Source organism: Rhodococcus sp. BP-316, assembly GCF_019836105.1.
GTDB lineage: Bacteria > Actinomycetota > Actinomycetes > Mycobacteriales > Mycobacteriaceae > Rhodococcoides.
On the sequence record NZ_JABUEE010000001.1, the window covers coordinates 640,745 to 655,426 of the forward strand.

The following is a 14,682-nucleotide window of genomic DNA, read 5'->3' on the forward strand; positions in this document are numbered from 1 at the left end:
GATCGACGGTCATGAGCACGCCCAGTCGACCTCCGACCGACACCGCCCCACGGCGCGGTGTCCATCTCGTGCTCGCGGTGAAGAACCTCGTCGACGCGAAGAGCCGACTGTCCACGACCTTCCCCGGCGACGAACGCGCCGAACTCGTGCTGGCGATGTTGCGCGACACCGCGTCGGCCGCCGCAGCGGCGGACGTCGTCACCGGATGGTCGGTCGTCACGCCGGACTCTCGCGTCGCGAGCGTCGCCGTCGCCCTCGGCGGACACACGGTGTCCGAACCCGAGTCGGGTGCCGCCACCACCGTGGAGCGACTCAACCGCGCCCTGTCCGCAGCGGACGACGCGATCAGTGACGCCCACGGCGGCGACGTGATCGCCCTGCAGGCCGACCTCCCCGCCCTGCGCACCGCGGAACTGGTCGCGGCCTACGCCGCCGCTCCCCCGGACACCCGCTCGGTGGTGATCGATCACACCGGAACCGGAACGTCGGCCCTGATCGTGCGGGGTCGCCCCCGGCGCCTCGAACCACGGTTCGGTCCGGACTCGGCCTCGCGACACGTCGATTCCGGGGCGTTCCCTCTCCGCGGCACCTGGCCGGGTCTGCGTCTGGACGTGGACACGGCGGACGACGTCCGCGCCGCCCTCGACCTGGGGGTGGGGCCGCACACCGCCGCGCTGCTCGCCGAGCTCGGCTGGACCGCCGCGCGCTGACACGGCCGGGCGAGGCCCGTCGCGAATTCGCACGCGGTCGACTACTCGCGCACGGCCCGCGTGAGGGATGATCGACGCGTGACCAACGAGGCGACCGAAAGCACGACCGACGCCCCTTCCCGTTCCGGGGCCCCCACGAGTTCCGCAGCACCCGGTGACGCCGTCGACGGTGAGTGGAGCGCGCCGCTGGCCAGCCGCGCACCCTCCGCACCCACGGCACCGCCGGCCGCGACATCGGACACCGCGGTGCCGGTGGACCTGCTCCCGGAGGACCGCTATCTCAACCGCGAGTTGAGCTGGCTCGACTTCAACTCACGGGTGCTGGCACTCGCGGAGGACTCGTCGCTGCCGCTGCTCGAGCGGGCGAAGTTCCTCGCCATCTTCGCCAGCAACCTCGACGAGTTCTACATGGTGCGGGTGGCCGGCCTCAAGCGCCGCGACGAGACCGGGCTGTCCGTCCGCTCCGCCGACGGACTCTCCCCCCGCGAACAGCTGGCGTTGATCGCCCGGCGCACCCAGGAGATCGCCGACCGTCACGCCCGCACCTTCATCGACCGCATCCTGCCGGAGCTGGCGAACGAGGGAATCTCGGTCATCCGGTGGTCGGAGGTCACCTCCGACGAGCGAACCCGTCTGACACGGTATTTCACCGAGCAGGTGTTCCCCGTCCTCACCCCGCTGGCGGTGGATCCCGCCCACCCGTTCCCGTACATCTCCGGACTGAGCCTCAATCTCGCTGTGACGGTGAAGGACTCGACCACGGGCGGCGAGCACTTCGCCAGGGTGAAGGTCCCGGACAACGTCGATCGGTTCGTGCAGTTGCACCGAGGCGACGTCGGCGCCGTGCCCGCGTTCCTTCCCATGGAGGAGCTCATCGCGGCGCATCTCGACGTTCTGTTCCCGGGACTCCAGATCGTCGAGCACCACGCCTTCCGCATCACGCGCAACGCCGATTTCGAAGTGGAGGAGGATCGGGACGAGGACCTCCTGCAGGCCCTCGAGCGCGAACTCGCGCGCCGCCGTTTCGGATCGCCCGTGCGCCTCGAGGTCGCGGACGACATGACCGACCACATGCTCAGCCTGTTGCTGCGCGAGTTGGACGTCGATCCCGGCGACGTCATCCAGGTGCCGGGACTGCTCGATCTGTCGTGCCTCATGCAGCTCTACGGCGTCGACAAGCCCGTCCTGAAGGATGCACCGTTCGTGCCGGCGACGCACCCCGCCTTCGGTGAGCGCGAGACGCCCAAATCGATCTTCTCCACGCTGCGCGACGGGGACGTACTGCTGCATCACCCGTACGACTCGTTCTCCACCAGCGTGCAGCGCTTCATCGAGCAGGCGGCAGCCGATCCGCACGTGCTCGCCATCAAGCAGACCCTCTATCGGACGTCGGGCGACTCCCCCATCGTCAACGCGCTGATCGCCGCGGCGGAGGCCGGCAAGCAGGTCGTGACTCTCGTGGAGATCAAGGCGCGCTTCGACGAACAGGCCAACATCGCCTGGGCACGCAAACTGGAGCAGGCCGGCGTGCACGTGGTCTACGGGTTGGTCGGCCTGAAGACCCACTGCAAGACGTGCCTCGTCGTCCGCCGCGAAGGCGACACCATTCGCCGGTACTGCCACATCGGCACCGGCAACTACAACCCCAAGACCGCCCGACTCTACGAGGACGTGGGTCTCATCACGGCCGCCGACGAGATCGGCGCCGACCTCACCGACCTGTTCAACTCGCTCACCGGTTACTCGCGCAAGGAGCAGTACCGGAACCTCCTCGTCGCGCCGTTCGGTGTGCGGGCGGGAATCGTCGAGCGCATCGAGGCCGAGGTGCGGGCGCACAAGGACGGCGCGAAAGCCCGAATCCGCCTGAAGGCCAACGCACTCGTCGACGAGCAGGTGATCGACGCGCTGTACTGGGCGTCCACCGAGGGCGTCCAGGTCGAGGTGGTCGTGCGCGGTATCTGCGCTCTCAAACCGGGCGTACCCGGTCTCAGCGAGAACATTCAGGTGCGGTCGATTCTCGGACGGTTCCTCGAACACTCGCGTGTGTTGCACTTCGAGGCGATCGACGAGTTCTGGATCGGCAGCGCGGACATGATGCACCGCAACCTCGATCGACGCGTGGAGGTCATGGCTCAGGTGAAGGACCCGAAGCTGTCCGGTCAGCTGAACTCGATGCTCGACTCGGCCATGGATGTCACGACCCGCTGCTGGGTACTGCAGTCCGACGGCGCCTGGACGGCGTCCCCCGCGAGCGGCGAGACGGTGCGGGATCACCAGGTGTCCCTCATGCGCCAGCGTCGCTACACCGGATCGTGAGGTGGGTCGATGAGCAGCTCACGCGCATCGAAGACGCCTGATCCGATCTTGGCCGCGGGTGCGGTGCTGTGGTGTCCGGGCCCCGAGGGCGACGAGCCGATGGTGGCGCTGGTGCATCGACCGCGCTACGACGACTGGTCCCTTCCGAAGGGCAAGGTCGAGGCCGACGAGGTACCCGCTGTCGCCGCCGTCCGAGAAGTGTGGGAGGAGACCGGTTTCCGGTGCGTTCTCGGACACGGTCTCGGAACCACCACCTACCCGCTGCCGCGCTCGAAGAAGATCAAGCAGGTGGACTACTGGGCAGCTCGAGTCGTGGACGGCGAGTTCGCCGTCAACGACGAGGTCGACGAACTGCGGTGGCTCACACCCGCCGAGGCTCGTGATCTCGCGACCTACGAGGCGGACCGGGACGTCGTCGGCCGTTTCGCGCAGCACCCGGTCCCGACGAGTACGGCTGTGCTGGTGCGCCATGCGCGGGCGGGGAGCAAGGCTCGCTACAAGGGGGACGACGCCGAACGGCCTCTCGACAGCGTCGGGGTCCGCCAGGCGGCCGCACTGGTTCCTCTGATCCAGGCCTACGGCGGCACCGACGGATTCACCGCCGAGCGTGCTCGGTGCGTCCAGACCATCGCGCCGTGGGCCGAGTCCGTCGGAGTCGATCTGGCCCTGGAGCCCACGCTGACCGAGGAGGGGTACGCGCAGGATCCCGACAAGGGACGTCAGCGCGCACGCGAGATCATCGCCTCGACGTCCGGCGTTCCGGTGATCTGCAGTCAGGGCAAGGTGATTCCGAACCTGATGGAGTGGTGGGCCGAGAGCGACGGCGTCGACCTCTCCCGCACCCGATCACGCAAGGCCAGCGTCTGGGTGCTCAGCTTCGTCGGTGGTGTGCTGGTGGCAGCGGACTACACCGATTCGCCACTCCCGCGTAGCCGGCACGACTGAACTGCCGGTACGGCCGACACGAACACGAAGGAGCCCCGGACCGATGGTCCGGGGCTCCTTCGTGCCGAACGGGAACGTTACTTGCGTGCAGTACGTTTCGCCGGCGCCTTCTTGGCGGGCGCCTTCTTCGCGGGCGCGGCCTTCTTGGCCGGGGTGGTCTTCTTGGCTGCGGTCTTGGCCGGTGCCTTCGTCGCCGTGGTCTTCTTCGCGGCGGCCGTGGTGGTCTTCTTGGCTGCCGTCTTGGCGGGTGCCTTGGTGGCGGTGGTCTTCTTGGCCGCCGTCTTGGCCGGTGCCTTGGTGGCCGTGGTCTTCTTCGCCGCCGTCTTGGCCGGTGCCTTGGTGGCCGTGGTCTTCTTCGCCGCCGTCTTGGCGGGAGCCTTGGTCGCCGCCTTCGCGGGAGCCTTGGCCGCGGTCTTCTTCGCCGCTGCCGTCTTCTTCGCTGCCGCAGTCTTCTTCGCGGGGGCTGCGGAGGCGCCACGCTTCACGGCGGGGCCCGTGGCGGACAGCTTCTGGCCACCGGCGATGACGGCCTTGAACTGAGCACCGGGACGGAACGCGGGAACGGACGTCGGCTTGACCTTGACGGTCTCGCCGGTGCGCGGGTTACGAGCGACGCGGGCCGCACGGCGACGCTGCTCGAAGACACCGAAGCCGGTGATGGTGACCGACTCGCCGCGGTGCACGGCGCGCACGATGATGTCGACGATGTTCTCGACAGCGTCCGTGGCGCTCCGGCGATCCGCGCCTGTCTTCTCGGTCAGGGCGTCGATCAGTTCTGCCTTGTTCATCGGTGATTCCTCCGCATACTGATTGGCCCGTCGTCGGACCGACTGAGTACCACGGTAAACCGGAAATGCGCACGAGTCCACGAGCCACGCCAAAACAGTCTGTTCGGCTGTAATCGTCGCAGCCACAATGAGTGTCGCGGGAAGGACCTTTTCGGCCCGGAATCACCGAGCCTGATCGGGCGCCGGAAGTGTCTTCGGCTTCCATTCCGGACGCGACTTCTCGAACTCGGAAATGGCCTCTACCTGGCGTAACGTCAGCGCGACGTCGTCCAGCCCCTCCAGCAGACGCCACCTCGTGTAGTCGTCAATATCGAAGCGCACCACCAGTGTTCCGGCGCTGACCGTCTTCGTCTCGAGGTCGACGGTGAGTTCCGTCCCGGGGCGCTCGTCGAGCAATTTCCACAGCAGTTCCACATCCGATTGCTCGACAACGGCGGCCAGCAGACCCGCCTTTCCGGCGTTTCCGCGGAAGATGTCGGCGAATCTGGACGCGATCACGGCCCGGAATCCGTAGTCCGAGAGTGCCCACACGGCGTGCTCCCGAGAGGACCCGGTGCCGAAATCGGGTCCGGCGACGAGAACCGAACCCTTGTCGAACGGCGGGGTGTTGAGGACGAAACCGGGATCGGTGCGCCACCCCGCGAAGAGCCCGTCCTCGAAACCCGTTCGGGTCACGCGCTTGAGGTACACGGCGGGGATGATCTGGTCGGTGTCGACGTTGCTGCGGCGCAGCGGGACACCGATTCCGGTGTGCGTGGTGAACGATTCCATGACGAGCTCCTGACGGGGCGTACGAGGGACGGGGCGGACGGATTCTCGGTCGACTCAGCCGAGATCGGCGGGAGCCGACAACCGTCCACGCACCGCGGTGGCGGCGGCGACGGCCGGTGAGACGAGGTGCGTACGGCCGCCCTTGCCCTGGCGCCCTTCGAAGTTGCGGTTCGACGTCGAGGCCGATCGCTCACCCGGAGCGAGCTGATCGGGATTCATGCCGAGACACATCGAGCACCCCGCCTGGCGCCATTCCGCCCCTGCGGCAGTGAAGATCGCGCCCAGTCCCTCGTCCTCGGCCTGTGCGCGCACGCGCATCGAGCCGGGAACGACGAGCATCCGCACACCGTCGGCAACGGTACGGCCGTCCAAGATCCTCGCTGCCACACGGAGATCCTCGATCCGACCGTTGGTGCAGGACCCCAGAAAGACGGTGTCGACCGTGATGTCGCGCAACGGCGTGCCCGGCTCGAGACCCATGTAGGTGAGCGCCTTCTCGGCGGACTGACTCTCGCCCTCGTCGAGGATCTCGGCCGGATCGGGTACCGACGCACTGAGGGGGGCGCCCTGACCGGGGTTGGTGCCCCAGGTGACGAACGGAGTCAGCGCCGACCCGTCGATCCGCACTTCCTTGTCGAAGACGGCACCGTCGTCGGTGACGAGCGTGGACCAGTCGGCGACGGCCTGCTCCCACAGCTCACCGGAGGGAGCGTGCGGCCGACCCTTGATGTACTCGAACGTGATCTCGTCGGGGGCGATCATGCCCGCGCGCGCGCCCGCCTCGATGGACATGTTGCAGATGGTCATCCGCGCTTCCATCGACATCTTCCGGATGGCCTCGCCGCGGTACTCGATGACGTAGCCCTGCCCACCGCCCGTACCGATCTGTGCGATGACCGCCAGGATCAGGTCCTTGCTGCCGACGTCGTCACCGAGCTCGCCGTCCACCGTGACCGACATGGTCTTGAAGGGGCGCAACGACAGTGTCTGGGTCGCCAGCACGTGCTCGACCTCACTGGTGCCGATGCCCATCGCGAGGGCGCCGAACGCGCCGTGCGTCGAGGTGTGGCTGTCCCCGCACACGACAGTGGTTCCCGGCTGCGTCAGACCGAGCTGGGGCCCGATGATGTGCACGATGCCCTGCTCGATGTCGCCCATCGAGTGCAGGCGGATGCCGAACTCCTCGCAGTTGCGCCGCAGGGTGTCCACCTGCGTCCGGGAGACGAGATCCGCGATCGGCTGGTCGATGTCGACCGTCGGGACGTTGTGGTCCTCCGTCGCGATCGTCAGATCGGGCCGTCGCACTGGCCGACCGGCCAGACGCAGTCCGTCGAACGCCTGCGGGCTGGTGACCTCGTGCACGAGGTGGAGATCGATGTAGACGAGATCCGGCTTGGTCGCGTCACCCTCACCACCGCCGCGAACGACGACGTGCTGATCCCAGACCTTCTCCGCCAGGGTCTTCGCTGCCATGACTCCACCTTTCGACCGACGACGATCACCATCTCACGTTGTGAGACGCTAGTATCGCTACATGGGACAGCATAGCGGCATCGGCGTTCTGGACAAAGCAATGAGCGTTCTGCAGGCTGCGTCACTCGAACCGTGCAGCCTCGCCGACCTGTGTTCCGCCACCGGGCTCCCCCGCGCCACCGCGCATCGGCTCGCCATCGGACTCGAGACGCACCGCATGCTGAGCCGTGACGCCGACGGATTGTGGCGACCGGGGCCGGCGCTCGCCGAACTCGCGCACACCGCCGAGGACCCTCTTCTCGACGCCGCGGCCATGGTGCTGCCACGGCTGCGCGAGATCACCGGGGAGAGCGTGCAGGTCTACCGCATCGACGGCACGGTGCGCGTGTGCGTGGCCTCCATGGAACCTCCCACCGGGCTGCGCGACACCGTGCTCGTCGGCGCCCGCCTCCCCCTCACCGCCGGCTCCGGCGCCAAGGTGCTGTTGGCATGGGCCGACCCCGCACTACAGCGCAGCGTCCTCCCCGACGCAGCCTTTGGTGAGCGAGTGCTAGCCGAGGTACGCAAGCGCGGCTGGGCGCAGAGCGCCGCCGAGCGCGAGCCCGGCGTCGCCAGCGTCGCCGCACCGATCCGCGGACGCGACGACCGCGTGGTCGCCGCGATCTCCGTGTCCGGCCCGATCGACCGCATGGGGCGCCGCCCCGGAGCGCGCTGGGCCGCCGACCTTCTCGCGGCCGCGGACGCCGTGCAGAAGCGCCTCTGAGGCGGAGCCCGGCCGATCCGGGGGTTCGGTCTCGCGTACCGGATCAGCCGTGCGAACGCTCGCCCCACCGTTGGCTCCGACGCTGCGCCGACCGGGTCTCCGGAACGTGCCCTCTCGACGAGACGGCGTCGGAGCGCTCGAACTCCTGCACTGTCGGCTGCGGCGTGGACAGCCACTTCCTCACGTTGCCCCGGTGCAGGCGCAGCACACCGCCCACCATGCCCACCGCAGACTTGGCGAGATACTTGCGGTTGCCCATCATCGCGATGGCCGTTGCGCGGCCGAAGTGGTTGATGAACGCGCGCTCGGTGACATAGCTGCCGAATCCCTCTGCTGTGGCGCGGATGCAGAAGTCGACGTCCGCACCCCAGCCCGTGGACCCGAAGTTGCGTTCGTCGTACCCGCCGAGTGCGAGCCAGGTGTCCTTCGCGATCGTCATGGCGGTTCCGTCCACGGCGAAGCACTTGCGGTACCGGTCGACCGGGACGTAGTCCTCGGCGGGCCCCGAGTACGTCGTCTTCATGTCTCGGTGGCCATAGGCATCGTCGTAGACCGGCACGACGATGCCCGCATCGGACGGCAGTTGCGGGTCGGTCACCGCGTCGAGGAACCCGCGGGACAACCGCGTGTCGTTGTTCAGCGTCATCGCATGGGTGTGGCCGTCGCTGAAGGCGATGCGGAACCCGAGGTTCGACCCGCCGGCCCAGCCGAGATTGCGGCCGGGCGTGACGACGCGCTCGTCGGCGAGCGGGATGTAGTCACCGCGGTTGTCGATGATCACGAAGGTGGCGTTCTCCCGCCGCAGATCCTGGACCACAGCGTGGGTGTAGTCGATCTGGCCGTAGACGGGAACAGCAATCAGTAGTGAAGACACACAAACAACGTACGACAATCGGACACTCGCCCACCAGTCGAACCAAACCATCTGGTACCGCGTCGACGAAAACGAGGACCACCGCATCGCGGTGGTCCTCGAGTGTTGTAGCCCCGACGGGATTCGAACCCGCGCTACCGCCTTGAGAGGGCGGCGTCCTAGGCCGCTAGACGACGGGGCCAGGATCTTCATCTGTGAATCAGGTGGAGCAACCGGGAGAGCATAACCGGCCGAGAGCATCCGACGAAATCGGGTGTATCTCCGCTGGGGTACCAGGACTCGAACCTAGAATGGCGGTACCAGAAACCGCTGTGTTGCCAATTACACCATACCCCAATGGCCTGGTCCGGCCGCGTTCTCCGGGCCGTTTCGAGCCGTGGAGAACACTACCAAACACCATCCCGCATTCACCAAATCGGCTGGTCAGCGGGCTGAGTCGGTCGACTGCAACCCGTCGGGCTCGCCGAAGGTGACCTCGATCTCCTCGAAACCCTTGCTTCGCTGCGCCTCCGCCTGCGCCGTGTACGCGTCTCGATCACCGTCGGTCAGTTCGACGTTGTCCGTGAACGGGGTGAGCAGAGCGCGCGGGTGCAACCTGTCGGTCCGCACGACGTTCACCTCGATGCACAGCACCAACACCAGCGAGGAGATGTAGAGGAACGCGAGCAGCCCGAGGACGATCGCGAACACACCGTTGGTGGTGTCCGCACCGCCGACGACGCGTTGAACGTACAGCCCACCGAAGGACTGCAGGGCCTGCCACAGCAGCGCGCCGATGACGGCTCCGGGAAGCACGTCGCGCACGCTCACCGCACGCGTGGTCCCGAGCCGGAACGCCACGACGAACGTGGCGGTGTTGAGCACGATCGCCGCGATCGTGACGAGCACCTGTGCGACCGTGCCGAAGAAGCCCGCCGCGTTGAAACCGTTCAGGATCGTGACGCCGATGACGGCCGTCCCGACGGTCAGCAGCAGGCCGAAGCCGCGCACCCGCGCCCGGACGGGATCGGGGCGATCGTTCTTCGGGACGGACCAGGCGACGTTCATCGCGTTCTGTGCGGCCACCGCCACACCCAGGCCGCCGTAGAGCGATCCCAGGACACCGATGACGATGGCCCCGGTCCCCCCGCTCAGCCCTTCCGGTTGGCCGAGTTGTTCACCGATCAAGGGGATCTGGCTCATGGCCGAATCGATGATCCGTTGCTGCAGTTCGGGATCACCGGCCAGGACGATGCCCAGGACGGTGGAGAACAGCAGCAGCAACGGGAACAGCGAGATGAAACCGAAGTAGGCGATGAGCGCTGCCAGGTAGCCACCCTGGTCGTCGAAGAACTTGTAGAACACGGCCAACGGGAACCCCATCGCGGGATGCCGCTGCTGAAATCTGTCGATCCGATCGGTGAAGCTCATCACCACACCCTTTCGCCCGAACTGCCCCGAGTCACCTCAGACGATCGACGCACGGGCCGACCGCAAGCGGGCCAGCGTCAGCTCCCGGCCCAGCAGCACCATCGACTCGTACAGCGGTGGGCTGATGTGGGAACCGGTCACCGCCACGCGCACCGGCGCGAACGCCTTACGCGGCTTCAGCTCCATCTCGTCGATCAACGCGACCTTGAGAGCCGACTCCAAGGCCTCCGCAGTCCACTCCGGTGCGCCCTCGACGGCGCTCACCGTCGCGTCCAGAACGGGTGCCGCGTCGGCGCCCAGATTCTTGGCTGCCGATGCCGGATCGACCGTGAACTCGTCGGCGGGGGCAAGCAGGAACTTCAGCAGTCCCCAGGCGTCGGACAGCACGACGATGCGCGTCTGCACCAGTTCCGCGGCCTCGGCGAACGCTGCGTCCGACACCCCGATCGGATGGCCGTGCGTCTCGAGATACGCCCGCAGGCGCGCGGCGAAGTCGGCCGGCTCGAGCAACCGGATGTGTTCGGCGTTGATGGCGTCGGCCTTCTTCTGATCGAAGCGGGCCGGGTTCGAGTTGACCGTCGAGATGTCGAAGGCACCCACCATCTCGTCGAGCGAGAACACGTCCCGGTCCTCGGAGAATCCCCACCCGAGGAGAGCCAGGTAGTTCAGCAGACCTTCGGGGACGAACCCGCGCTCCCGGTGCAGGAAGAGATCGGCCTCGGGGTCGCGCTTCGACAACTTCTTGTTGCCCTGCCCCATCACGAACGGGAGGTGCCCGAACTGCGGAATGCGTTCTGCCACACCGATGCGCACGAGGGCTTCGTACAGCGCGATCTGACGCGGGGTCGAGGACAGCAGATCCTCACCGCGCAGGACGTGCGTGATCTTCATCAGCGCGTCGTCCACGGGGTTCACCAACGTGTACAGCGGGACACCGTTGCCGCGGGTGAGCGCGAAGTCGGGGACCGTGCCGGCGCGGAACGTCGTCTCGCCGCGCACGAGGTCGTTCCACGACAGATCGTGATCGGGCATACGCAACCGGACGACGGGCTTGCGTCCCTCGGCGCGGAAGGCCTCCCGCTGCTCGTCGGTCAGCGTGCGGTCGTGATTGTCGAAGCCCAACTTCGGATCCCGGCCGGCCGCGAGATGCCGCGCCTCCACCTCCTCCGGTGTGGAGAAGCTCTCGTACGCCTCCCCCGCGTCGACGAGCTGCTGCACCACGGCGAGGTGCTGATCGCGGCGCAACGACTGCCGGTACGGCTCGTACGGCCCACCGACCTCGGGACCCTCGTCCCAGTCGAGTCCGAGCCACCGCAGTGCGTCGAGCAGCGCCTGGTACGACTCCTCGGAATCACGTGCGGCGTCGGTGTCCTCGATGCGGAACACGAATGCGCCGCCGTGATGGCGGGCGAACGCCCAGTTGAACAGCGCCGTGCGCACCAGCCCGACGTGCGGGGTTCCGGTGGGCGACGGGCAGAACCGGACGCGGACGTCGGATGCGGGAATGCTCGCGGCGGTCACTTGTCCACCACCGGATTGGTCAGCGTGCCGATGCCCTCGATCTCGACGGACACGCTCTCGCCCGCCACGATCGGCCCCACGCCTTCCGGGGTGCCGGTCAGGATGACGTCACCGGGAAGCAGCGTCATCACCGACGAGATCCACTCGATGATCTTCGGCACGTCGTGCAGCAGGAGCGACGTGCGGCTGTTCTGCTTCACCGCGCCGTCCACCGTGGTGGTCAGAGCGAGATCCGAGGCGTCGAGCGAGGTCTCGATCCACGGGCCGAGTGGGCAGAAGGTGTCGTAACCCTTGGCGCGGGTCCACTGACCGTCGTGGCGCTGGTTGTCGCGGGCCGTGACGTCGTTCGCAACGGTGTAGCCGAGCACCACGTCGAGAGCGCGTGCTGCCGGAACGTCCTTGCACGGACGGCCGATGACCACCGCGAGCTCACCTTCGAAGTGGACCTCGGACGACGTCGGCGGACGCACGATGTTCGCACCGGGTCCGACGATGGACGTGTTGGGCTTGATGAAGATGACCGGGTCCTCGGGTGCGTCCGAGCCCATCTCCGCGGCGTGCGCCGCGTAGTTCTTGCCGATGCAGATCACCTTGCTGGCCAGAATGGGCGCCAGCAGGCGGACATCGGCCAGGGACCAGCTCCGGCCGGTGAAGGTGGGTGTGCCGAAGGGATGTTCCGCGATCTCTCGCGCCGTCCTCTCGTCTCCGTCGCCTTCGATGGCGACGAATGCAACACCGTCGGGACTCGCTACTCGACCAAGACGCATGGCGGAAGTCTATCGAGCGGCGTCGAGCGGACACCGGCGGGCGACGAACGACGATCACATACGGGGTAGCATCGGCGACCAGGAGTTCAACAGGCGAGAATGTTGTCCCACAGGGTGAGAACGGAGCCGGTATGAGTCGCGTCCAGCGCTACACCACGTCCACGGCGGGTCGGTGGGCGATGCTCGTGATCGGCATGCTCGCGACGGCCTCCACGGCACTGCTTCTGAACGGCGCCGCCTTCCTCATCCCCGCACTTCGGGATCAGCGCGGACTCTCGCTCGCGTCGGCGGGTCTGGTCGTGGCGATGCCGACGGCCGGCATCGTCCTGACGCTGTTCGCGTGGGGCGCCGTCGTCGACCGCGTGGGCGAACGGCGATCCCTGATCGCTGGTTCCGTGCTGACGTCGATGGCCGCCTTCTGCGCCGCCGCGACGGAATCCACGGTGGCGCTGGCCGTCTTCCTGCTGCTCGGCGGCATGGCCGCCGCCAGCGTGAACTCCGCCACCGGACGCGTGGTGGTGGGGTGGTTCCCTCCCCACCGCCGCGGCCTGGCGATGGGCATCCGGCAGATGTCACTCCCTCTCGGAGTCGCACTGTCCGCGTTGCTGATTCCCGGTATCGCCCGCGATCACGGAGTGGGAACCGCGATGCTCCTTCCCGCGGTCGCGTCCGCCCTCTCCGCTCTCGCCTGCCTCGTCGGTGTGTTCGATCCGCCGCGGCCCTCCCGATCGGCCGCCTCGAGTGCCGATCTCCTCGCGAACCCCTACCGCGGGCGTCGCGATCTCTGGCGCATACACGGTGCGTCGGTCGCGCTGGTGGTGCCGCAGTACGTGGTGTGGACGTTCGCCCTCGTCTGGCTCGTGGACCAACGGGCCTGGTCCCCGGAGGCCGCCGGTGTCCTGATCACCGTCTCGCAGATCCTCGGAGCGGGAGGACGCATCGCCGCCGGCGCAGTGTCGGACCGGGTGGGCAGCAGACTCGGACCGATGCGGTGGGTCGCCGTCGGCGTCGTGGCCGTGATGGCCGCGCTGGCGATCGCGGACGCCGCGGGCCTCGCGGTATCGGTGGTGATACTCGTGGTCGCGTCGGTGGCGACGGTGTCACCCAACGGGCTCGCATTCACCGCCGTGGCCGAGCGGGCGGGTCCGTTCTGGAGCGGGCGAGCACTCGGCGCGCAGAACACCAGTCAGTTCATCGCCGCGTCGGCGGTTCCCCCGGTGTTCGGCGCCCTGATCACGCACACGTCGTACGCGGTGGCGTTCGGGGTGTCCGCGGCGATCGCGCTTCTCGCGGTACCGACCATTCCGCGAGAAGCGCGAGACCGACTACACCAGTGAGGCGATCCGATCGCCGATCGTCGCGGTCGTGCCCGGGTCCCCGGCGGTGCGCGTCGCCAGGTCCTGCGCGACGGCGGACTCGACGCGCGCCGCCGCCTCGGTCTCGCCGAGATGTGCGAGGAGGAGCGACACCGACAGGATGGCGGCCGTCGGATCGGCGATTCCCTTGCCGGCGATGTCCGGCGCACTGCCGTGCACGGGCTCGAACATGCTCGGATTCGTGCGCGTCGCATCGATGTTCGCGCTCGCGGCCAGACCGATACCACCGGCGACCGCGGCCGCGAGATCGGTGATGATGTCGCCGAAGAGATTGTCGGTGACGATCACGTCGAAGCGGCCCGGGTCGGTCACCAGGTGGATCGTCGCCGCGTCGATGTGCTGGTACGCCACCTCGACGTCGGGGAACTCTGCGGCGACCTCGTCGACCGTCCGCTTCCACAGCGATCCCGCGAACCCCAGCACGTTCGTCTTGTGCAGCAGGGTCAGGTGCCTGCGACGACCCATCGCTCGCGCGAAGCCGTCACGGACCACGCGCTCCACACCGAACCGCGTGTTGAGGCTGACCTCGGTGGCGACCTCGTGCGGAGTGCCGACGCGGATGGCGCCGCCGTTGCCCGTGTACGGGCCCTCGGTGCCCTCCCGCACGACGACGATGTCGACCGGCTTGTTGCCCGCCAACGGACCGACGACACCCGGGTACAGCTTGGACGGGCGCAGGTTGATGTGGTGATCCAGCGCGAATCGTGCGGTCAGCAACAATCCGCGCTCGAGCACACCGCTGGGCACCGACGGATCACCGATGGCGCCGAGCAGGATGGCGTCGTGGCCGCGGAGCTCCTCGAGCACCGACGGCGGCAGGATCTCCCCCGTCGCGTGATAGCGCCGTGCACCCAGGTCGTACTCCGTGGTCTCCGCACCGGGCGCGACCACCTCGAGCACCTTGAGTGCCTCGGCCACCACCTCCGGTCCGATGCCGTCTCCGGCCACGACACCCAGCTTCATCGAAG

General features: G+C 67.9%; 13 protein-coding genes and 2 tRNA genes. 5 read left to right on the forward strand and 10 right to left on the reverse strand.

All coding sequences use genetic code 11. The features are described 5' to 3' along the window. The first annotated feature begins 11 nt into the window (after window positions 1-11). From cofC to HQ312_RS02990, 3 genes are all read left to right on the forward strand, one after another. Window positions 12-710 (forward strand): 2-phospho-L-lactate guanylyltransferase, encoded by a 699-nt coding sequence (gene cofC / locus HQ312_RS02980; protein ID WP_027507000.1) that lies wholly within the window; start codon window positions 12-14, stop codon window positions 708-710. Window positions 711-896: 186 nt separating this feature from the next. Continuing rightward, window positions 897-3,026, forward strand: coding sequence for an RNA degradosome polyphosphate kinase (locus tag HQ312_RS02985; protein WP_231476464.1), 2,130 nt, complete (start codon window positions 897-899; stop codon window positions 3,024-3,026). Between the two features lie 9 nt (window positions 3,027-3,035). Then, window positions 3,036-3,971, forward strand: coding sequence for an NUDIX hydrolase (locus HQ312_RS02990; protein WP_222637752.1), 936 nt, complete (start codon window positions 3,036-3,038; stop codon window positions 3,969-3,971). Window positions 3,972-4,048: 77 nt separating this feature from the next. On the opposite strand, the gene HQ312_RS02995 is transcribed toward HQ312_RS02990, so the two are convergent. The 3 genes from HQ312_RS02995 to leuC all read right to left on the reverse strand — a co-directional run bounded on the left by HQ312_RS02995 (window position 4,049) and on the right by leuC (window position 7,003). Next, entirely contained in the window at window positions 4,049-4,759 is a 711-nt protein-coding gene (locus tag HQ312_RS02995; protein WP_027507003.1) for an HU family DNA-binding protein, read from the reverse strand. Between the two features lie 162 nt (window positions 4,760-4,921). Next, complete coding sequence (gene leuD / locus HQ312_RS03000; protein ID WP_222637753.1) at window positions 4,922-5,530, reverse strand: 3-isopropylmalate dehydratase small subunit; 609 nt, start codon at window positions 5,528-5,530, stop codon at window positions 4,922-4,924. A gap of 54 nt (window positions 5,531-5,584) precedes the next feature. Next, window positions 5,585-7,003: a 3-isopropylmalate dehydratase large subunit gene (leuC, locus tag HQ312_RS03005; RefSeq protein WP_222637754.1), complete on the reverse strand. Its 1,419-nt coding sequence runs from the start codon at window positions 7,001-7,003 to the stop codon at window positions 5,585-5,587. A 61-nt stretch (window positions 7,004-7,064) separates the two neighbouring features. Here leuC and HQ312_RS03010 point away from each other — a divergent pair, with 61 nt between their 5' ends. Continuing rightward, window positions 7,065-7,766, forward strand: a complete 702-nt coding sequence (locus HQ312_RS03010; RefSeq protein ID WP_222637755.1) for an IclR family transcriptional regulator — start codon at window positions 7,065-7,067, stop codon at window positions 7,764-7,766. 43 nt (window positions 7,767-7,809) lie between these two features. Here the strand turns inward: HQ312_RS03010 and HQ312_RS03015 are convergent, their stop codons facing one another. The 6 genes from HQ312_RS03015 to HQ312_RS03040 form a co-directional block, all read right to left on the reverse strand. Continuing rightward, complete coding sequence (locus HQ312_RS03015; protein ID WP_222637756.1) at window positions 7,810-8,640, reverse strand: glycosyltransferase family 2 protein; 831 nt, start codon at window positions 8,638-8,640, stop codon at window positions 7,810-7,812. 108 nt (window positions 8,641-8,748) lie between these two features. After that, window positions 8,749-8,821, reverse strand: a tRNA-Glu gene (locus tag HQ312_RS03020). 83 nt (window positions 8,822-8,904) lie between these two features. Then, a tRNA-Gln gene (locus HQ312_RS03025) sits at window positions 8,905-8,976 on the reverse strand. An 87-nt stretch (window positions 8,977-9,063) separates the two neighbouring features. After that, window positions 9,064-10,050, reverse strand: coding sequence for a YihY/virulence factor BrkB family protein (locus HQ312_RS03030; protein WP_222637757.1), 987 nt, complete (start codon window positions 10,048-10,050; stop codon window positions 9,064-9,066). A 36-nt stretch (window positions 10,051-10,086) separates the two neighbouring features. Continuing rightward, window positions 10,087-11,556 (reverse strand): glutamate--tRNA ligase, encoded by a 1,470-nt coding sequence (gltX, locus tag HQ312_RS03035; protein ID WP_222631463.1) that lies wholly within the window; start codon window positions 11,554-11,556, stop codon window positions 10,087-10,089. 11 nt (window positions 11,557-11,567) lie between these two features. Beyond that, entirely contained in the window at window positions 11,568-12,338 is a 771-nt protein-coding gene (locus tag HQ312_RS03040; protein WP_027507010.1) for a fumarylacetoacetate hydrolase family protein, read from the reverse strand. Window positions 12,339-12,469: 131 nt separating this feature from the next. Here HQ312_RS03040 and HQ312_RS03045 point away from each other — a divergent pair, with 131 nt between their 5' ends. After that, complete coding sequence (locus HQ312_RS03045; protein ID WP_222637758.1) at window positions 12,470-13,675, forward strand: MFS transporter; 1,206 nt, start codon at window positions 12,470-12,472, stop codon at window positions 13,673-13,675. Here HQ312_RS03045 and HQ312_RS03050 read toward each other — a convergent pair. Continuing rightward, window positions 13,664-14,677, reverse strand: a complete 1,014-nt coding sequence (locus HQ312_RS03050) for a 3-isopropylmalate dehydrogenase (RefSeq protein WP_222637759.1) — start codon at window positions 14,675-14,677, stop codon at window positions 13,664-13,666. The two genes, HQ312_RS03045 and HQ312_RS03050, sit on opposite strands and share 12 nt — an antisense overlap. Between the last annotated feature and the right edge of the window lie 5 nt (window positions 14,678-14,682).